This is a genomic window from Gemella morbillorum (genome assembly GCF_900476045.1).
In the GTDB taxonomy this organism is placed as follows: Bacteria; Bacillota; Bacilli; order Staphylococcales; family Gemellaceae; genus Gemella; species Gemella morbillorum.
Map to the genome: position 1 here is coordinate 97060 of NZ_LS483440.1, position 20948 is coordinate 118007.

Sequence of the window (20948 nt, forward strand, 5' to 3'; positions counted from 1 at the left end):
CTATAATTCATTTAAAAGTTCTTCAAATCTTTTAATTTGTTCACTGATACTGTATTTATTTACGTGATTTTTACATATATCACCATTAATAATTCTATCATTTTTTTCTTTTGATAGTTCTGTAATGAGATAGTGGATTAGTTCGCTATCATCGTCTGAGATAAAGCCGCATAGGTTATTATTAGATAACTCCTTGACCCCACCGACATTTGTACTAATGAAACCTGCTCCAAGAGCAAGGCCTTCGACGAATACAGTAGGGAATCCCTCTGCTTCTGAAAGCATTATAACATATGCGGACTTACTTATATAAGGATAAGGGTTATTGATATACCCTAAAGGAATAATATTGCTAGTTAAGTTATGTTTTTTTATATAGTCCAGAGTGTATGCATCTAATTCTCCAGTCCCAAGTAGATATAATTTTTTTTCAGGAAGAACTCTGACAACTTCTTTAAAAATATTTAGAAGACGGGGGACACCTTTAGCTTTTTCAATTCTTCCAAGGAAAATCAAATTATCAGCTTCTATTTTGTGAGGTATTTCCTGTTTAGAAGCTGATATAATCTCGTTAAAATCATAACCGTTATTAATAAGGGTAAGTTTATGTTCATATTCAGGATATACATTAATTAGAGAGTCTTTTGTTTTGTCTGATATAGCTACTATTTTATTAACATATTTTAGATTTTTTCTTAAGCGCTCACGTTTTTTTTCTTCATGGTTTAAGTTGTATACACTGCCATGATTCCAAGAAATTGTTTTAGCATCTTTATCTATGCAAAAAACAGGATAAAGATAGTTAAACGCTATTTCAAAATCATATTTTTTGTTTCCTGTTTTTATTTTTTTCACTAAACGAGGGAATAGCTTAAATATATACCATTTTAAGTTGTGTAGTAATTTAGAATCGTGGTTAGGATTTAAAAAAGCAGGTAATATTTTTGTATGAGGACCTATTTTTTCTTTATACCCATGATTTTCTATTTCCAGTATATCTATCTCATATTTATCAATATCTAGGTTCCTAGTAAGGACAGAGAGCATTTTTTCAGCGCCTCCTCCCAAACTAAAGGACCATATAACGAAGAGTATCTTTTTTTTCATCTTAGATATATTATCTCCTTTGGAATAAGTCTTATTGTAACTAGAAAGACGATATTATTCATCAAGTTTATATGCGTTAAACTCGTGACCGTAAAATCTTTCTTCTTCTGGTGGTAGCTCCATGTAGTCACCATAGTATTGAGTTAATATTAAATCATAATTTTTTGGAGCAGGCAGAGTCAAATGTTCAAAGTTTATATCGATTAAATCATTAAATACTTCTTTATCGAATACTTCTTTATACTTAAATTTAGAAGGTAGAAAGGCTACGTATGGACCTTTTGGAGTTGAGTATTTTTTGATATATCGTTCTATCATTTTCGCAAAAAATCTAGGAGATATTGGTCGTAATAGTAGCCAAAAGCTTCCTCTTATTAAATCTTTTAGTTTGCTATCCTTGTAGATAATATTTTTTCTCTTACTGAATGATAATAGTTTGAAACTTTCTAGCGTATAGCAAATATCTACTATTTTTTTATCTGCAAATGAATCCATAGGAAATATATCTATGAAGATACCAGATGGGTATGACTTATAGATTCTCGTATTGTCTATTCTAGTAGTACTATCAACTATCTTTGCAAAATTATTAAAATAGTGTTTATTTGTTTCTAACGCTAGCAATTTATATTTAGATTTATCATTTTTATAATACTCAATGAATTTATCATAATTTTCACGCGTCATAGATATGTCAATATCATCATCCCAGGGAATAAAACCTTTATGACGCACTGCACCGATAAGGGTACCATAGTTTATAAAATATTCAATATTATTTTTTTTGCAAAAGTCATCGATATAAGATAAAATATCGAGTTCAATTTCTTTAGCTTCTTCTATAGTTATTTTTTTCATTTTATAGCTCCTATATTCGAGAGAATTTATCTTTTAGTTTTTTTACATATCCTAAAAATTCATAAAATATCTCATCTTTAGTTGCTGTTAAGAATGCACAGTAACTAATTACAGAAAGGAAAATAACAGCAGATATATTTATTATTAAATCTAATGTAATTTTCATCTCAGTAGGATGAATATAATTTATAATGAAATAAATAGGAATAAAAGTCAAACTAATCATAAAGTATTTTAAAGTATATGAGAATATATATTTTAAAGAGATTAATTGTTTCTTTTTAATAAATATTACATAAGTAATCAACAGTATTGCCTCTGATAACATAGTTGTTAGTAGGTAAAATTCGGGAGCAGCGACTTTGTTAAAGAATAAAGCGCTATTTAAAATTATGTTAAGTAAACCTGATAATACAGTAAATAGTGTTAGTTTTTTTTCAAAACCATTAGCAAATATAATTTGTGAACCCAAGATAATATCTAACGCTAAGAATATAAAGCGAAAAGCAAATAAGGATGTTAATATGCCGCCACCAACATACTTCTCACTTCCGTATAGTAAAATGGTTTCAGTACCAAGGACAGTTAAACCTAAGCTTATTGGTATTATTAGGAACATAAATATTCTACTTCCTCTATTAACCAAAGAGGTATAAGCATCTTTATCGCCAATACCTAAGTAGTAATTAAGCCTAGGAAGACTAACACTCACGGCCCCAGTAACTACTCCAGTGACGACGCCAACTATCCTTTGGGCCATAGTGTAATAAGTTACATAAAGCTCTTCGCCAGCTTTTACTAGAAATAATCTATCAAGAAAAGTAAATAGCATATTAGCGCTAGAGAAGATAAGCATTGCTGTTAAAGGTATAAAAAGAGGCTTAAACTCCTTAAGGCTAACCTTTACTAGTTTTATATCTTTTTTTATCCAAAAATAACTAATTACATAATTTATAAGAGTGGCCAAACTCATAATAAGAGTATATGGAATTATATCTTTCTCGTTTTTAATGAAAATAAAAATAGATGCAAGCATTAATACTCTTATAAAAGCAGTTTTATAAAATAAAAAATCATAATTTTCAAGTGCTTCATTTACCCATTCAATTGAGAAAATTTGGGCAATAAGCTGGATAGACATAACTAAATATACTTTTTTTAGTATAGGATTATTCTCGAAAAATAGAGGATAGGCGACTAAATATACTAATGTTGTTAAAATAGTACAACCTATGCATAAGTAAAATAATTGAGAGAAAGCTTTATTCACTTTGTCTTTATTATTTTTCACATTGCTAATAGCTCTTAATCCGTATGAATAAACTCCATATGTGGCAAAAGGTAAGAAGAATGATAAGATAGTGTCAACAGAGTTAAAATACCCATAATAGCTTTTATCTAAGACACGCGCTACATACGTCCCTGTCAGTAAAGGGAATATAGTATTTAAAATTCTAATACCTACATATGCTAAAGCATTGATTTTAATACTTTTCATGCAAAAGTAAATCCTTTCTAAAATTCTATTTTTTATTATAGCATAAAATACACATCCGAGATAGTTTTAAAATAAATTCTTAATATAAAGAGAATAATAGGGCGCTCTTTGATTAAAATAAATATTATAGGTCTAAAAAAGATAACATTAAGTTATCTTTTTTGAATATTAGTAATTATTAGATGAATAGCCTTTGCAGAAATTATACTAGCTAAAAAAAACGGTTGTTGTAAAGAGAATGTCATTTAAAGTTGAAGAAGTAAAATATTTACTAAAAAATGCAATAGCAAGACCGTGAATCATATATAATTCAAAGGATATTGAACCTAGTTTCAGTAAATAGTTATTATTGAAATCAATGTTTTTTATAATTAGCATAAAATATATCGTGAAAATAATATTGTCTATATTCGCTGCGATTGCATAACTATAGGTATCTACTAATCCTACTTTAGAAAGAACAATACTATATTTATGAGATATAAATATTAAAATAGTAAAAAGTATTAGACTTAAAAAATAATATTTTTCAAAGACATAATCTATTACTTTTTTATTCTTTGCCCAAACTAATCCTATAATAAATGTAAGAATGCTATTATACCACCAAAATCCATAATTCAATTTTATAGCTACAACAATATATAATGCAATAAATATAAAATTAACTGTAATAGCCACAGTGGCATTCTTTATGAATTTAAATGAGATATAGAAAAATATGTAAGTTAGAATTATGATATTGATAAACCAACCGTTATATATTATAGTGGTATTTTTTAAAAATAAATTATAAAAGAAATTCAAATTTATTATTTCTTTTAGATACGCCATTCTATAAATTAAGTATATCCCAGAGATAAATACAAACGGAATAAGTATCTTCAACAGTCTTTTTCTAAAAAAATTAGTTAAATAATCAGGTTTTACTTTGGTTTGAATATATAACCCATAACCAGATAAAAAGAAGAAAATAGAAACAATATAAGTACCCATATATTGAAAATTAGAAAAAGTCTCCCCAGAAGATATCCACTGAGATAGGTGATGTAGTACTATGCCAATAGCTAACAATCCTTTTAACCCATTTGTTGAGTTTTTTTCTAAGTAATCTACATTGCTTTTTGGTAGCAAAAATATTAAAACTGAAAATAATAATAGTATTATTATGTCCATAGTGGCCTCCTAAATTTCATATAGTCATTGTATCGCACATTTTTTTAATATGCAATAGCAATATAAGTTTAATTATTTTCTATCAGATAGCAGAGTTTATTATCATTTCAATTCCGTTATTTTGTATGATATAATTAAAACGATTAACAGATAATAAAACAAATTAAGGAGAATTATATGATATACGCAGGAATTTTGGCTGGGGGAACAGGGACAAGAATGGGAATAAGCAATATGCCGAAACAATTCTTAGATTTAGGGAATAAACCGATAATAATTCATACAATAGAAAAGTTTTTACTAGAGCCTGAAATTGAGAAGATTGTGGTTGGAGTTCATGAAGATTGGATAAGTCATGCAGAGGACTTAGTAGAAGAATACATATCTACATTTAAAGACAGAATAATTATTGTCGCTGGTGGGTCTGATAGAAATACAACTATCGAAAATATTATCAAAGCTATTGATGACTATAAAGAACTAACGGATGAAGATATTGTAATTACTCATGATTCAGTGCGTCCGTTTATTACATTACGTATAATAAAAGATAATATTCGCTTGGCAAAAGAATGTGATGCGGTAGATACTGTAGTCGAAGCTGTGGATACAATCGTAGAAAGTACAAATGGGGAATATATTACTAATATTCCTAATAGAGCTCATTATTATCAGGGACAAACACCACAAAGTTTCCGTTGTAAAGACTTTTTAAACCTATATAATTCATTGACTAGTGAAGAAAAACAAATATTAACAGACGCTTGTAAAATTTTTGTTATTAAGGGGAAAGAAGTTGCTCTAGCTAAAGGTGAATACTCAAATTTAAAAATAACAACGGTAACAGATCTGAAAATTGCTAAGAGCATGTTAGAGGACGAGTAATATGATAAATCAGATATATCAATTAGTAAAGCCGAAATTTATTAATGTAAAATATAATGAAGAAAACTTGAATGAAAAAGATAAAATAGTAATTCGTCCGAATTACATGGCGTTATGTCATGCGGATCAAAGATATTATCAAGGGAAGAGAGATCCAAAAGTACTTGCTAAGAAATTACCAATGGCACTTATTCATGAGTGTGTGGGGATAGTAATTGCGGATCCTACAGGAACTTATGAAGTAGGGCAAAAAGTTGTAATGATTCCTAATCAACCTCCAAGAGCAAGCGATGCCGAATTTTATGAAAATTATATGCAAGGGACACATTTCTTATCAAGTGGTTATGATGGATTTATGCGAGAATATGTATCATTACCAAAGGATAGGGTAGTAGCATATAATGGTATTGAAGATAATGTTGCGGTAATTAGTGAATTTATTAGTGTGGGAATGCATGCAATAGATAGATTTCAAAAACTAGCTCATAGTAAAAGAGATAGAATTGCAATAATTGGTGATGGAAGTCTTGCATATGTTATGGCGAATATTGTGAACTACGTTTTACCAAACGCTGAAATAATAGTTATAGGACGCCATTGGGAGAAATTAGATTTATTTAGTTTTGCTAAAGAACGTTATTTGACTGATGATATTCCAGCAGAATTAAGTTTTGATCATGGGATAGAATGTTGTGGCGGAGATGGCAGTGGTTATGCGATTAACGATTTAATAAAATATATTAAACCACAAGGTAGTATGGTACTTATGGGAGTAAGTGAATACAAAGTAAATATTAATACTCGTGATGTGCTAGAAAAAGGTCTTACATTAGTTGGTTCATCACGTTCAGGGCGTGCTGACTTTGAGAAAACAGTTGAAATGTTAAGTAATAAAAAATTTGAAAGAAGATTTAAAAACATCATATACTTAGAAGAGCCTGTGCAAAATATTCAAGATATTCATCGTGTGTTCGCAACAGACTTAAATACAGCATTTAAGACAGTGTTTAAGTGGGAAGTGTAGATTTTTAAAATGGGGGTACTACTATAGTACTCCTATTTCTATATGTTAAGCATAAGAATTTTACATTAGCGATGAAAAACTTTTGATTTTGTGATATAATGGAAAAAATACTAATGTAATACAGAAATGGGGTTTGTCCATTGAAACAATTGATTAAAAATAAAATAGAAAGACTACTTTCTGACTCAGAAGAGATAGAGAGTGTAGAACGCCTAGGTGGGATGACTAATAACAACTATCTAGTTGTAACTACGAATAAAAAATATATAGTGAAGTTCTTTGGAAAAGGAACGGATAAGTTAATAAATAGAATTAATGAAAAGAATAATTTGGCAAAACTTCGTGATTTAGAGCTTGATGTTGAAAATTATATTTTTGATATTGATGCTGGCATAAAAGTTAATGAGTATATAGAAGATGCGATTACTTTTGATGCTCATTATTTAAAAGCTAAAACAAAAGAAGTTGCTAAAATTTTACAACGAGTACATGGTTCAGGAAAAGAATTAGATGGTGAGTTTGATGTATTTTCTGAGATTGAAAAATATGAGAACTTAATTACAGAAGACATCAAGTATGTATATTATGATAAAATACGAGAGAAAATCTTTTCTTTAAAAAATCATCTTGAAGAATTAGGTGTAGATAGAAAATCATGTCATACAGATTTAGTACCGGAAAACTTTATTGAAGCACCAGATAAAAGAGTTTATCTTATTGACTGGGAGTATGCCGCGATGAATGATCCAATGTGGGATTTGGCAGCATTGTTTTTAGAATCTAATTTTAAAAAAGCAGAAGAAGGAGAGTTTTTCAAACATTATTATAGTGAAAAGACACCTGTTAGTATTGTCAAAGTTATGATTTACAAGATTCTTCAGGACTTTTTATGGAGTCTATGGACTATTTATAAAGAAGAACAGGGAGATGACTTTGGTAGTTATGGTCAAGACAGATATAATCGCTGTCTTAAGAATTTGAAGGAGTATTTAGCGAGTTATGAAAAATAAATCAGGGATATCATTTGGATTGTTTTCAGGCTTATTTTGGGGATTAGGACTCACAATAAGTGCATATATATTTTCTTTATATAATATTTCACCTTTTGTCGTTGCAGTTGTTCATGACTTTATTAGTATTTTTATACTTGCGTCAATTTTATTAATAAAGTATAAAAAGATAGACTTTAAAATATTTACAAATATTAGAAACGTAAGTGTTATAATTGGTGCTTTACTTGCAGGGCCGATAGGAATGCAGTGTAATCTTTACGCGGTGAAATATATAGGTAGCGGATTGACTTCATCAATCACAGCAATTTATCCAGCAGTATCTGTTATATTAGCTGTTATTTTTCTGCGCCATAAAGTTTCTACAAAGACAATTGTAGGGATTGCACTAATAATAACAGGTATCTTTATTCAAAGTTATAAGAGTGAGCAGGTTAATTCTTTTTACATAGGATTTCTTTTTGCGCTAATTTGTGCAGTTGCTTGGGGGAGTGAAAGTGTCCTAAGTTCGTATGCGATGAGTAACCATTTAACAGAGATTGAGACGTTATTAATAAGACAAGTAACATCGTTTTTAGCTTATTTGGTAATTGTTATGTTTAATGGTTTTACTATAGGAGAAGTAGCGGATATTAAGCTGGGGGGGTTAATTTTCTTCTTTGTTTTAAGTAATATGGTATCATATATTATGTACTATATTGCGATAAATAGATTGCAACCAGCAAAAGCAACAGGATTAAATGTCAGTTATGTTGTTTGGACTGTGATCTTTTCTGCAATTTTCTTAGGTATAGGACTTGGCTTCCAAGTAATAATTACGTCATTAATTATTATCTTTGGGGTATATATAATTATAAAAGACTAGGTGAAAATTTTAGGAGGATAAATTTTGAGAGCGATAATTTTAGCGGCGGGCTTAGGTACTAGGCTTAGACCTATGACTAACAACACGCCGAAAGCACTTGTCAAAGTAAAAGATAAGCCGTTGGTAGAATACCAAATAGAATATTTAAAAGAAAAAGGAATAGATGAAATTATAATTGTAGTAGGATATCTACATGAACAATTTGATTATTTAAAAGAAAAATATAATGTAAAACTAGTATTGAATGATAAATATGCAGAATATAATAACTTTTATTCGTTATATTTAGTAAAAGATTATTTAGCAGATAGTTATGTAATAGATGCGGATAATTATTTATTTAAAAATATGTTTAGAACAGATGTAACACGTTCTACATATTTTAGCGTTTATCGTGAAGATTGTGAAAATGAATGGTTCCTTCTTTATGGAGATGATTATAAAGTTCAAGATATTATAGTCGATAGTAAAGCTGGTAGAATATTGAGTGGAGTATCATTTTGGGATAAACCTACAGCTGAGAAAATTGTTGGATTTATAGACAAAGCATATAATAGTGGAGATTTTATAAATTTATATTGGGATAACATGGTTAAAGACAATATTAATGAGTTAGATGTTTATGTCGAAGAATTAGAATCGAATAGCATCTACGAAATTGATAGTGTTAAAGATTATAAAAAATTAGAAGAAATATTGAAAGAATACGAGTAATAAATTCGTATTCTTTTTTAATATAGTTATAAAAGAGACTATATATGATTAAATTGGATATGCGTCAAATACCATTGTTACAGTATTTAATAGTGGAGGTTATTTGTAACCAAATTGTAAAAGGGTTAGAGGATAGAGTATGTTATAATTTTATATGATTGAAGAATAAACCAAATTTAATAATAAGTTAAAAAATTAGTATATAAAGAGTAACAGTAGATTTAGGAGATATAACGGCTATGAGAAACAATATAAAGATAGGAATAGGATTTTTAACAGTCTTAGCAACGCCATTCGTTATAGGAGAAGTATCTGGTAACGAAGCGCAAGCAGCCCAAGGTTGGGTACAAAGTGGAAGTACATGGTATCATTATAAAGCAAATGGAAGCCTAACAAAAAACGCTTGGGTAGGGAACTACTGGTTAGGTGCAGATGGTCGTATGATAACAAACAGCTGGGTAGACAACAACAACTACTATGTAGGTCATGATGGACTATGGGTGAAAAATGTTAAAAAGACAGGATGGATTCAAAGTGGAAGTTCATGGTATTACTACAATAATCAAGGCCAAATGGAAAGAAATGCGTGGGTAGGGGACTACTGGGTAGGAGCTGATGGACGCATGGCAACAAGCAGTTGGGTAGATAACAATAATTATTATGTAGGAAGTAATGGCGTATGGGTAAGAAATGCCAAGAAGACAGGATGGATTCAAAACGGAAGCACATGGTATCACTATAATAGTCAAGGCCAAATGGAAAAAAATAAATGGGTAGGAAACTACTGGTTAGGTGCAGATGGACGTATGGCAACAAATAGTTGGGTAGATAACAATAAGTACTATGTAGGAGCTGACGGGTACTGGGTGAAAGATGCCCAAAGACCAGGATGGGCACAGAAATCAGGTTCATGGTATCACTACGATAATAAAGGAAATCTAACAAAAAATGCGTGGGTAGGAAACTATTGGTTAGGCTCAGATGGTAAGATGGCAACGAATAGTTGGGTGGATAATAACAACTATTATGTAGGTAAAGATGGATTATGGGAAAGAAATGCTAAGAAGCCAGAAGAGAAGAAAAGTGGTTGGGTATCAAATGGAGGAGTTTGGTATTACTACAATAAAGAAGGTCAAATGGTAAAAAATGCATGGGCAGGAGATTACTACTTAGGTTCAGACGGAAAGATGGTAGTAAAAAGTTGGATATATGATAATGCGTACAAAGCGTGGTATTACCTAGGAGAAAATGGAGTTTACAAGAGAAACACATGGGTAGGAAACTACTGGGTAGGTTCAAATGGAAAGATGGCGACTAATAGTTGGGTAGATAACGGTCGTTATTATGTAGGGCCTAGTGGCGCTTGGGTGCAAAATAATGCATACTCTGGGTACTATAAAGTAGTGTCACTATATATTCCAGTATATGATGCTAGTGGAAATATTTTATCACATGTATCTAAAGATACAATTCTATTTAAAGATAATAGAGCTAGTGTGGGGGGAAGAATTCCAGTTCAAGTAGCAGGATTGACAGGATATGTAAATCCATCACAAGTTCAAGCGGTAAATTCTAGCACTACATTTATTCCAGATTATGTTAGTGATGGTAAATATGTCTACCACAGATATTCACAATATAGTAAAGTGATGGTTGCGCGTCATCATCAAGATATGGTAGTAGGAAAATCTTATTATTCGGCGGATGGAATTAATTTTGGAACTTTCAAATTAGATCATCCATTCCAATTCAGCAATTTAAAATCAAAAACAAATTATACAGCAGCAGATTTAGATAGATTGTATAGCTTAATGGGAGCTAGCGACAGTAGATTAGCTGGCAAAGGAGCTACATTTAAAGCTGCTGAAGAAAAGTATGGTGTTAATGCATTGTACTTAGTTGCACATAGTGCTTTAGAAAGTGCGTGGGGAAGAAGTAAGATTGCTAGAGATAAAAATAACTTCTTTGGTATTTCAGCTTATGATAACAATCCATATAATGCTGCTACTAAGTTTGATAATGTTGATGCTGGTATTTTAGGCGCAGCACGTTGGATTAATGAGAAATATTTATCAAAATCAACATATCCTGCTCGTGGAGCTTATCTTGGAAATAAAGCTGGAGGAATGAACGTTAACTACGCAACAGCACCATATTGGGGAGAATCAATAGCTAGTATAATGTTCGCAGCTAATGAAAAATTAGGTAGAAAAGATGGATAATACAAGTTTAGCTAGATTAGATTTTAATCTAGCTTACTTTTTAATGAGGTGAAGAGTATGTTAGTATCGGTGGTAGTGAGTGCATTTAATGAGGAGAAATATTTACCAGGACTAATAGATGATTTTAAAAAACAGACTTATCCACATAGTTTAATAGAAATAATACTTATAAATGCTATGTCTACGGATAGTAGTAAAAAAATTATGGAGACTTTTAGAGACAGTGATGAAGAGTTTTATAGTGTAAAAGTATTAGACAATGTTAAGAAAACACAACCAAGTGGATTTAACTTAGGAGTAAAAAATGCTTCTGGTGATGTTATTTTAAAAGTAGACGGACATTCAAAAATTTCAGAAAATTTTATTGAAAAAAATGTAGAGGTGATTCAGTCCGGGGAAGATATTTCTGGCGGACGAAGACCTACTATAGTAGAAACTACAGATAATTTTTCAAGAACCTTACATTTAGTTGAAGAAAATATGTTCGGAAGTAGTATAGCGGATTATAGAAAATCTGAGGGGGCTAAATATGTTAACTCAATTTTTCATGGGATGTATAAAAGAGAAGTTTTTGAAAAAGTAGGCTTATTAAATGAAAAATTAATAAGAACAGAAGATAATGAAATTCATTATAGAATTCGAAAACATGGTTATAAGATAAGATATACTCCTGAAATAGTATCTTATCAATATATCCGCCCAACACTAAAAAAAATGTTGAAGCAGAAGTATTCTAATGGTTATTGGATTGGTCTTACGTCTCACGTAGAACGTAAATGTTTATCTATTTTCCATTTTGTTCCATTAGTTTTTGTGTTAGCGATTATTTTTAGCCTATTAATGATTCCATTCACTAAACTATTTATAGCGTTGTTAAGTAGCTTATATTTAATATTTACTTTGATGATTATGCTGATGACAATTATAAATAATAAGTTTAATATTACGTTGTTATTAATGCCTATACTATTATTTTTAATCCATGTATATTATGGATTAGGGACATTAGTTGGTTTAGTAAAAGGATTTAGTTGGAAGAAAACATATTATAGTAAGTAACTAAGAAAGAGAGATAAAGAACTGTAACGTATCTCTCTTTTAATTGTAATTAACTTGTAACGTAGTATAGATAAGAAAGATGATATAATATAAGGTGCATTAGTGTAAAGAAAATAGTAAATGTAGGAGAATAAGAAATTATGAGAAGTAATTTGAAATTAGGGTTAGGATTTTTAACAGTCTTAGCAACACCATTCGTAGTAGGAGAAGTATCTGGTAACGAAGCGCAAGCAGCCCAAGGTTGGGTACAAAATGGGAGTGCATGGTACCATTACAAAGATAACGGAAGTTTAACTAAAAACGCTTGGGTAGGAAACTACTGGTTAGGTGCAGATGGTCGTATGATAACAAACAGCTGGGTAGACAACAACAACTACTATGTAGGTCATGATGGACTATGGGTGAAAAATGTTAAAAAGACAGGATGGATTCAAAGTGGAAGTTCATGGTATTACTACAATAATCAAGGCCAAATGGAAAGAAATGCGTGGGTAGGGGACTACTGGGTAGGAGCTGATGGACGCATGGCAACAAGCAGTTGGGTAGATAACAATAATTATTATGTAGGAAGTAATGGCGTATGGGTAAGAAATGCCAAGAAGACAGGATGGATTCAAAACGGAAGCACATGGTATCACTATAATAGTCAAGGCCAAATGGAAAAAAATAAATGGATAGGAGACTACTGGGTGGGCTCAGATGGTAAGATGGCCACAAATAGCTGGGTAGACAATAACAACTATTATGTGGGAGCCGATGGCTTATGGGTAAAAGATGCCCAAAGACCAGGCTGGGCAAAGAAATCAGGAGCATGGTATCACTACGATAATAAAGGAAACCTAACAAAAAATGCGTGGGTAGGAAATTACTGGTTAGGTTCAGATGGAAAGATGGCGACAAATAGTTGGGTAGACAATAACAACTATTATGTAGGAGCTAATGGAGCTTGGGAGAAAGACGCTAAGAAAGCAGAAGAGAAGAAAAGTGGTTGGGTATCAAATGAAGGAGTTTGGTACTACTACGATGATAAAGGAAAAATTGTAAAAAACTCATGGCAGGGAGATTATTATCTAGGTTCAGATGGGAAGATGATAGTAAGAAGTTGGATATATGACGATACATATAAAGCATGGTACTATCTGGGAGAAAACGGAGTTTACAAGAGAAATACATGGATAGGTGACTATTGGGTAGGAGCCAACGGAAAGATGGCAACAAATAGTTGGATATATGACAATGCATATAAAGCATGGTATTACCTAGGAGAAAATGGAGTTTACAAGAGAAACACATGGGTAGGAGACTACTGGGTAGGTTCAAATGGAAAGATGGCGACGAATAGTTGGGTAGACAATGGTCGTTATTATGTAGGGCCTAGTGGCGCTTGGGAGAAAAATGCAGGGAAATCTGCTACTGGTAGGGCTAGTCTAGATAGTGTTCTAAACATTGCCCGAAATTATCTTGGTGTTCAATCAGGAAGTGAAGAACACAAAAAAATAGTTGATGCATATAACTCTGTTAATCCTAAACCTGTAGGCTATACTGCAAAATATTCAGACGATTGGTGCGATATCTTTGTAACAACGGTATTCCAACAAGCTGGACTTAGTCATTTAATAGGTCGTGAATGTGGAGTTCAACGCCATATTGGAATATTGGAACAAAAAGGAATCTGGAAAGGAAAAACACAACCCAAAGTAGGAGATATAGTAACATTCGACTGGGATGGTGGTGGTTGGGCAGACCATATCGGTATAGTAGAATCTGTAAATAATGGAGTAATTACTACTATCGAAGGGAATTCAGCTCAATATGCAGGAGATACAGCGCCAACAAAAGTAAATAGAAAAACTTATAACTGGGACTCTCGTTATATTAAAGGATATGCAAGACCAATGTATTAAAAATTAAGTTTTTTAAAATTAAAAAGGTGAATTTTGATTATTATCAAGTTCACCTTTTCTAGTGACAAGAATTTGTTAAAAATTTGAAATCATAGTATAATATAGAATGTTATAAAATAAATTTTAAATTTGAGAAGGTAGGAGGTGTACGATGTGAAGAAGTTTATTGGAATTACTTTTATTTTTGTTCTAATTTTTGGAAGTGCTACTCAAATAAAAGCAGAATGGTTAAAGGATCAACAAGGTAAATGGACTTATTATGAAAATATATCAAATCAACTTGTTTATGAAAATAAGAATCTAGTTGTACAACCTACTGAATTTCCGCAGTACTATCAAGCGGATGCGCGTTGGGGCGATAAGAGATATGGGATATCTAATATGAAAATTACTGGTTGTGTGCCTACTTCTTTAGCAATGGTAATCTCTGGATTAGTGAAAGATGTTACACCTGTTCAGGTGGCAGATTATATTTATGATACTACTATGGAAATGAATACTATGTTTACAGGGACTTCAAGTCTAGGAGCGCGGGATGCAATTACTTACTGGGGTTTAAAATATCAAGTAATTGATTCAAAAGAAGATTTGATAGCAGCGCTTAAAAGTGGGAAGATAGTTTACGGGGCAGTTGGTCACGGAATTTTTGTTAGAGGGTATAGTACACATGCAATAATACTTAGTGGCTATGATCACGGTAAAACAAAAGCGATAGATCCGGATAATATGAGTAAGACAAATCGTTGGTATAGTGTTGATGATATTTGGAACGAACGCAGTCTAGAGTTAGAGGACAATGCCGTAGGGGGTCCTTTTATGGCGGTTTACAAATAGATTTTAATAAAAAAGCTTAGGATAATATTTGCTCTATCCTTCAAAAGTTAGACTTTTTGAGGATTGTTAATTATCCTAAGCTTTTTATTATATTAATTTTAGTTATAAAATTTTTTATTCATCAAATCCGTTTGGATGTTTACTTTGCCAACGCCATGAGTCTTCACACATACGTTTAACATCATATAAAGCTTCCCAACCAAGTTCCTCTTTTGCTTTTGTTGCATCAGCATAACATGCAGCGATATCTCCTGCACGGCGAGGGACTATAACATAAGGTAAGTCACGGCCAACAGCAGCTGAAGCACTCTTAACTATATCTAGAACAGAGTATCCAATACCTGTACCTAGATTATACTTAGTAAGGCCGCTACCTTTTTCTAATTTTTTAAGAGCAGCAACATGTCCGCGTGCTAAGTCTACTACGTGAATATAGTCGCGTACCCCCGTTCCATCGTGAGTATCGAAGTCATTACCAAAGACATTAACTTTTTCTAATTTTCCAACAGCAACTTGCATAACATAAGGAAGTAGATTGTTAGGAATTCCTTTTGGATCTTCGCCTAAATCTCCGCTTTCATGTGCTCCAATTGGATTGAAGTAACGTAAAAGAACTACGTTCCACTCGTTATCTGCTTTATAAATATCTCCTAAAATTTCTTCTAGCATTAGTTTAGTACGTCCATAAGGATTAGTTACTGATAATGGGAAGTCCTCTCTAATAGGAAGTGCATGAGGATCCCCGTATACAGTTGCAGAAGAACTGAAGATAATGTTTTTACAATTATTTTTCTCCATAACACGACAAAGTGTAGTAGTTCCTGCAACGTTATTATCATAATATTTAAGAGGTATCTGGCATGATTCTCCAACTGCTTTTAACCCAGCGAAGTGAATTACTCCAAAAATATTTTGTTCTTTTTCAAAAACTTCGTTTAATTTTTCTTCATCACGTATATCAACCTCATAAAAAGTTACTTTTTTCCCTGTAACTCGCTCTACTACTTCTAAACTTTTTTTACTAGCGTTGTATAAGTTATCTACAACAACTACTTCGTTTCCATTATTTAATAATTCAATACAAGTGTGAGAACCGATAAATCCAGCTCCCCCTGTTACTAAGATTTTAGTCATATCAATTTTATTCTCGTAAATACGAGCCCTTTCTATGATTTATATTTATAATTTTAAAGGAAGGAAGTATAATTGTCAATGAAAAGTCGGAGAGGTACAAAGATTATAGAGAATATAAGTATTTTTATGGCTTCATTTTAGTTTACAATCCTTATGAAGTATAGTAGAATCTAGTAGTAAATAATAGTGGTTATTTTAGGAGATAGATTAATGAGAAAAAATATAAAATTAGGAGTCGGATTACTAACAGTTTTAGCAACTCCGGTAGTTATAAATACAGTTGATGGTAACGAAGTACAAGCAGCACAAGGTTGGATACAAAGCGGAAGTACATGGTATCATTATAGTGTTAATGGAAGTTTAACAAGAAATGCATGGGTAGGAAACTATTGGCTAGGAGCTGACGGTCGTATGGTAACAAACAGCTGGGTAGATAACAATAACTATTACGTGGGAAGTAATGGAGCCTGGGTAAAAGATGCCAAGAAACCGGAAGAGAAGAAAAGTGGTTGGATACAAAGTGGAAGCACGTGGTACTACTACAACGCGCAAGGACAAATGGTGAAAAATGCGTGGGCAGGGAACTACTGGCTAGGAGTCGATGGTCGTATGGTAACAAATAGCTGGGTAGACAACAACAACTATTATGTAGGTCATGATGGACTATGGGTAAAAAATGCTCAAAATCCAGGATGGACTGAAAAATCAGGAGCATGGTACTACTATAATACTCAAGGACAAATGGCAAGAAATGCATGGGTAGGAAACTATTGGTTAGGTTCAGATGGTCGAATGGCAACAAATAGTTGGGTAGATAACAACAAGTATTACGTAGGGGCTGACGGACTGTGGAATAAAGAGGCTAAGAAACTAGAAGATAAGAAAATAGGATGGCTATCAAATGGAGGAGTTTGGTATTACTACGACAATAAAGGTAACTTAGTAAAAAACGCGTGGGTAGGAGACTACTATTTAGGTTCAGATGGTAAGATGGTTGTAAAAAGCTGGATATATGACAATACCTATAAAGCATGGTATTACCTAGGAGAAGATGGAGTTTATAAACGAAATGCATGGGCAGGAAACTATTGGTTAGGTGCTGATGGTAAGATGGTTGTAAGTAGCTGGGTAGATAACGGACGTTACTATGTAGATTCAACTGGAAAATGGATACCAAATTACGGAAAAGAAAATAACGCCCAACCACTAAATATGCCTCAATACTATCAAGGTGATGCGCGTTGGGGAAGTAAACGTTATGGGCTTTCAACTATGAGAAACACAGGATGTGTGCCAACATCTTTAGCTATGGCTTTTTCAGGTTTAGGAAAACAAGTTAAACCTACAGATGTGGCAGATGTAATTTATTATAATACTAACGAGTTTAACAAGCGAGAAATAGGTACTTCAGGTAGAGGAGCGGCTTATGCAATTCGTCATTATGGGTTCAACTATAGTGTAATTCAATCAAAAGAACAATTAGTTCAAGCATTGCAAAGTGGCCGTCCAGTATTTGCAGCGATGGCGAATGGTTATTTTGTAAAAGGAAATTATTATACTCATGCGGTAGTTTTAAGTGGCTACCAAAATGGAAAAACAAAAGCAATGGATCCAGATAATGCTTATACTACTGGAAAATGGTATGATGTAAATAATATTTGGAATCAACGTAGCTTTGAACCATCTGATACAGTAATGGGTGGATCATTTATGATGATAGGAAATAACTAATTAATAAAAACTAGTCTAAAGTTTGATAAAATATCAGTTAAAAGTTAGAGTTCTTGTCTAATTTCTAGATGATAATAAAAAACCAAATTTTTAGGCTGGTTTTTACTTATTGTATAAAGTATAGATTTAACCTACTTTTCTATTTCGGATGTTGCTAAATAAGGGTAAAATTGGTATACTATAGAGTATAGAACTTGTAGAGCGAAGGAGTGTGCTAAACTTATGGTATATAACCACAGAGTTATTGAGAAAAAATGGCAAAAATATTGGGATGAAAATAAAACATTTAAAACATTAGATGATCATACTAAAGAAAAATTTTATGCATTAGATATGTTCCCTTATCCATCTGGAGCGGGGCTTCACGTAGGGCACCCAGAAGGATATACAGCGACTGATATTTTAAGTCGTTATAAAAGAGCAAATGGATATAATGTTCTTCATCCAATGGGGTGGGATGCATTTGGATTACCTGCTGAACAATATGCATTAGATACAGGAAATGATCCGAGGGAATTTACCAAACAAAATATTGATACATTCCGTCGTCAAATTAAAGAACTAGGATTTTCTTATGATTGGGATCGTGAGGTAAATACAACTGATCCTAATTATTATAAATGGACACAATGGATTTTCAAAAAACTTTATGAAAAAGGACTTGCTTATGTTGATGAAGTGCCTGTAAACTGGTGCCCTGCCTTAGGAACAGTACTTTCTAATGAAGAGGTTATTGATGGTAAGTCTGAACGTGGAGGACATCCTGTTGAGCGTCGTCCAATGCGTCAATGGGTGCTTAAAATCACTGATTATGCAGAACAACTATTACAAGACTTAGATATTCTTGACTGGCCTGAAAGCCTTAAAGCAATGCAACGTAACTGGATTGGGAAATCTGTTGGTGCGGAGATTGATTTCAAAATAGAAGGAACAGATGAAAGTTTCACAGTATTTACTACACGTGCTGATACTGTCTTTGGAGTATCTTACTGTGTACTTGCACCTGAACATAAACTTGTTGAAAAAATTGTCACTGAAGGACAAAAAGCTGCAGTAGATGAGTATTTAGATGTTGTTAAGCGTAAATCTGATCTTGAAAGAACAGACCTTAATAAAGATAAAACTGGAGTTTTCACAGGTGCTTATGCAATTAACCCAGTAAACGAAGAAAAAGTAGAAATTTGGATTGCTGATTATGTACTTGCATCTTATGGAACTGGAGCTGTTATGGCTGTTCCTGCGCATGATGAGCGTGACTTTGAGTTTGCGACTAAATTTAATCTAGCGATTACTCCTGTTATCGAGGATAATGGTGAAGTAGTAGTACCGTTCTATGGTGATGGGCTACACATCAATTCTGGATTTATTAATGGACTTAATAACGAAGATGCAATCGCAAAGGTTATTGAATTTTTAGAAGGAAATAATGTTGGACGTAGTAAAGTTACATATAAACTGCGCGATTGGTTATTCTCAAGACAACGTTATTGGGGAGAACCTATTCCGATTATCCACTGGGAAGATGGGACTATGACAACAGTACCCGATAGTGAACTTCCACTATTGCTTCCTGAAACTGATAATATCAAACCTTCAGGAACAGGGGAATCACCACTTGCGAATATCGAAGAGTGGTTGAATGTAGTTGATCCTGAAACTGGTAAAAAAGGTAAACGTGAAACTAACACAATGCCTCAATGGGCTGGTTCTTGTTGGTACTACCTACGTTATATCGATCCACACAATGATGAAATGTTCGCGGATCCAGAAAAATTAAAATATTGGTTACCTGTAGATGTTTATATCGGTGGTGCAGAGCATGCGGTGCTTCATTTACTATATGCTCGTTTCTGGCATAAAGTTCTTTATGATTTAGGTCTAGTGCCAAGTCGTGAGCCATTCCAAAAACTATTCAACCAAGGTATGATTCTTGCTGAAGGTAAAGATGGGCGTCCAGAAAAAATGTCTAAATCTAAAGGTAATGTAGTAAACCCTGATGATATTATCGTATCACATGGTGCTGATACATTACGTGTTTATGAAATGTTTATGGGCCCATTAGATGCATCTATAGCATGGAGTGAAAATGGTCTTGATGGATCACGTCGTTTCTTAGATCGAGTTTACCGTTTATTCGTTGATGAAGAAACAGGAAAAGTAAACGATAAAGTTTTAGATAAAGAGAATGCTGAATTAGAAGTTAGTTACAACTACACTGTGAAAAAAGTATCAGAAGATATCGAAGTTCTTGGTTTCAATACTGCAATTTCACAACTTATGGTGTTTGTAAATGATTGTTACAAAGCTGAATATATTCCACGTAAATATGCATTAGGATTTATTCAACTACTTGCACCATTTGCACCGCACCTAGCAGAAGAAATGTGGGAAATCTACGGTAATACTGAGTCAGTTTCATATGTAGCATGGCCGACATTTGATGAAACAAAACTTGTAAGTGATACAGTAGAAATAGTTGTTCAACTTATGGGTAAAGTTAAAACAAAATTAGATGTTAAAAAAGATTTAACATCAGCAGAATTAGAGCAAATTGTTCTTGCTGATGAAGAAGTAAAAGCTCTAATTGAAGGTAAACAAGTAATGAAAGTTATAGTTGTACCTGGAAGATTGGTAAATATCGTAGCAAAATAGGAGAGTAATAATGGAAGAATTAATCTATAATATTGTAAGTGAAATAGTTGAACATAAAGACGAAATCAAAATTGAAAAATTTGTTAAAAATGCGCGCGAGCATTATATACTAACTGTTCATCCAGATGATTGTGGTCGTGTAATTGGAAAAAAAGGAACAGTTATTAATGCAATTCGTACAGTATTAAACTCAACTACATTTAGCAAAAAAGTTTATTTAGATTTAGTCGAGTAATATAAATAGGTTTTACAATAAAAATCCGAAAGGCTACGAG

General features: G+C 32.5%; 17 protein-coding genes. 12 read left to right on the forward strand and 5 right to left on the reverse strand.

Features of this window, described 5'->3' with window-relative positions; genetic code table 11:
* From DQN46_RS00410 to DQN46_RS00425, 4 genes are all read right to left on the reverse strand, one after another.
* The gene (locus DQN46_RS00410; protein WP_111742619.1) at window positions 1-1107 is read right to left on the reverse strand and encodes a glycosyltransferase; all 1107 of its coding nucleotides are present in this window, start codon (window positions 1105-1107) and stop codon (window positions 1-3) included.
* A 54-nt stretch (window positions 1108-1161) separates the two neighbouring features.
* Window positions 1162-1965, reverse strand: a complete 804-nt coding sequence (locus DQN46_RS00415) for a LicD family protein (RefSeq protein ID WP_111742620.1) — start codon at window positions 1963-1965, stop codon at window positions 1162-1164.
* Window positions 1966-1975: 10 nt separating this feature from the next.
* The gene (locus tag DQN46_RS00420) at window positions 1976-3463 is read right to left on the reverse strand and encodes an oligosaccharide flippase family protein (protein WP_111742621.1); all 1488 of its coding nucleotides are present in this window, start codon (window positions 3461-3463) and stop codon (window positions 1976-1978) included.
* Window positions 3464-3670: 207 nt separating this feature from the next.
* Window positions 3671-4639: an acyltransferase family protein gene (locus DQN46_RS00425; RefSeq protein WP_197712512.1), complete on the reverse strand. Its 969-nt coding sequence runs from the start codon at window positions 4637-4639 to the stop codon at window positions 3671-3673.
* A gap of 177 nt (window positions 4640-4816) precedes the next feature.
* On the opposite strand from DQN46_RS00425, the gene DQN46_RS00430 reads away from it, so the two are divergent.
* The 9 genes from DQN46_RS00430 to DQN46_RS00475 all read left to right on the forward strand — a co-directional run bounded on the left by DQN46_RS00430 (window position 4817) and on the right by DQN46_RS00475 (window position 15156).
* Window positions 4817-5524 carry an IspD/TarI family cytidylyltransferase gene (locus DQN46_RS00430; RefSeq protein ID WP_004633963.1) on the forward strand — a complete coding sequence of 236 codons (708 nt, stop codon included), beginning with the start codon at window positions 4817-4819 and terminating at the stop codon, window positions 5522-5524.
* A gap of 1 nt (window position 5525) precedes the next feature.
* On the forward strand, window positions 5526-6548 hold the full coding sequence (locus DQN46_RS00435) for a ribitol-5-phosphate dehydrogenase (protein ID WP_111742622.1): 1023 nt from the start codon (window positions 5526-5528) through the stop codon (window positions 6546-6548).
* Window positions 6549-6688: 140 nt separating this feature from the next.
* Window positions 6689-7558, forward strand: coding sequence for a phosphotransferase family protein (locus DQN46_RS00440; RefSeq protein WP_111742623.1), 870 nt, complete (start codon window positions 6689-6691; stop codon window positions 7556-7558).
* Complete coding sequence (locus tag DQN46_RS00445; RefSeq protein ID WP_111742624.1) at window positions 7548-8423, forward strand: DMT family transporter; 876 nt, start codon at window positions 7548-7550, stop codon at window positions 8421-8423. Before DQN46_RS00440 ends, DQN46_RS00445 begins: the two co-directional genes overlap by 11 nt.
* 24 nt (window positions 8424-8447) lie before the next feature.
* Window positions 8448-9137: a sugar phosphate nucleotidyltransferase gene (locus DQN46_RS00450; protein ID WP_111742625.1), complete on the forward strand. Its 690-nt coding sequence runs from the start codon at window positions 8448-8450 to the stop codon at window positions 9135-9137.
* A 239-nt stretch (window positions 9138-9376) separates the two neighbouring features.
* On the forward strand, window positions 9377-11359 hold the full coding sequence (locus DQN46_RS00455) for a glucosaminidase domain-containing protein (protein WP_111742626.1): 1983 nt from the start codon (window positions 9377-9379) through the stop codon (window positions 11357-11359).
* Between the two features lie 57 nt (window positions 11360-11416).
* Window positions 11417-12418, forward strand: a complete 1002-nt coding sequence (locus DQN46_RS00460; RefSeq protein WP_111742627.1) for a glycosyltransferase family 2 protein — start codon at window positions 11417-11419, stop codon at window positions 12416-12418.
* A gap of 140 nt (window positions 12419-12558) precedes the next feature.
* Window positions 12559-14322, forward strand: coding sequence for a CHAP domain-containing protein (locus tag DQN46_RS08525; protein WP_145961391.1), 1764 nt, complete (start codon window positions 12559-12561; stop codon window positions 14320-14322).
* Between the two features lie 153 nt (window positions 14323-14475).
* Window positions 14476-15156: a C39 family peptidase gene (locus DQN46_RS00475; protein ID WP_111742628.1), complete on the forward strand. Its 681-nt coding sequence runs from the start codon at window positions 14476-14478 to the stop codon at window positions 15154-15156.
* A gap of 114 nt (window positions 15157-15270) precedes the next feature.
* On the opposite strand, the gene galE is transcribed toward DQN46_RS00475, so the two are convergent.
* Entirely contained in the window at window positions 15271-16290 is a 1020-nt protein-coding gene (gene galE, locus DQN46_RS00480; RefSeq protein ID WP_111742629.1) for a UDP-glucose 4-epimerase GalE, read from the reverse strand.
* A gap of 210 nt (window positions 16291-16500) precedes the next feature.
* On the opposite strand from galE, the gene DQN46_RS00485 reads away from it, so the two are divergent.
* The 3 genes from DQN46_RS00485 (at window position 16501) to DQN46_RS00495 (ending at window position 20908) form a co-directional block, all read left to right on the forward strand.
* Window positions 16501-18021 carry a C39 family peptidase gene (locus DQN46_RS00485; RefSeq protein ID WP_111742630.1) on the forward strand — a complete coding sequence of 507 codons (1521 nt, stop codon included), beginning with the start codon at window positions 16501-16503 and terminating at the stop codon, window positions 18019-18021.
* Between the two features lie 222 nt (window positions 18022-18243).
* The gene (leuS, locus tag DQN46_RS00490; RefSeq protein WP_111742631.1) at window positions 18244-20673 is read left to right on the forward strand and encodes a leucine--tRNA ligase; all 2430 of its coding nucleotides are present in this window, start codon (window positions 18244-18246) and stop codon (window positions 20671-20673) included.
* Window positions 20674-20683: 10 nt separating this feature from the next.
* On the forward strand, window positions 20684-20908 hold the full coding sequence (locus DQN46_RS00495) for a KH domain-containing protein (RefSeq protein ID WP_004633985.1): 225 nt from the start codon (window positions 20684-20686) through the stop codon (window positions 20906-20908).
* Window positions 20909-20948: the final 40 nt, after the last annotated feature.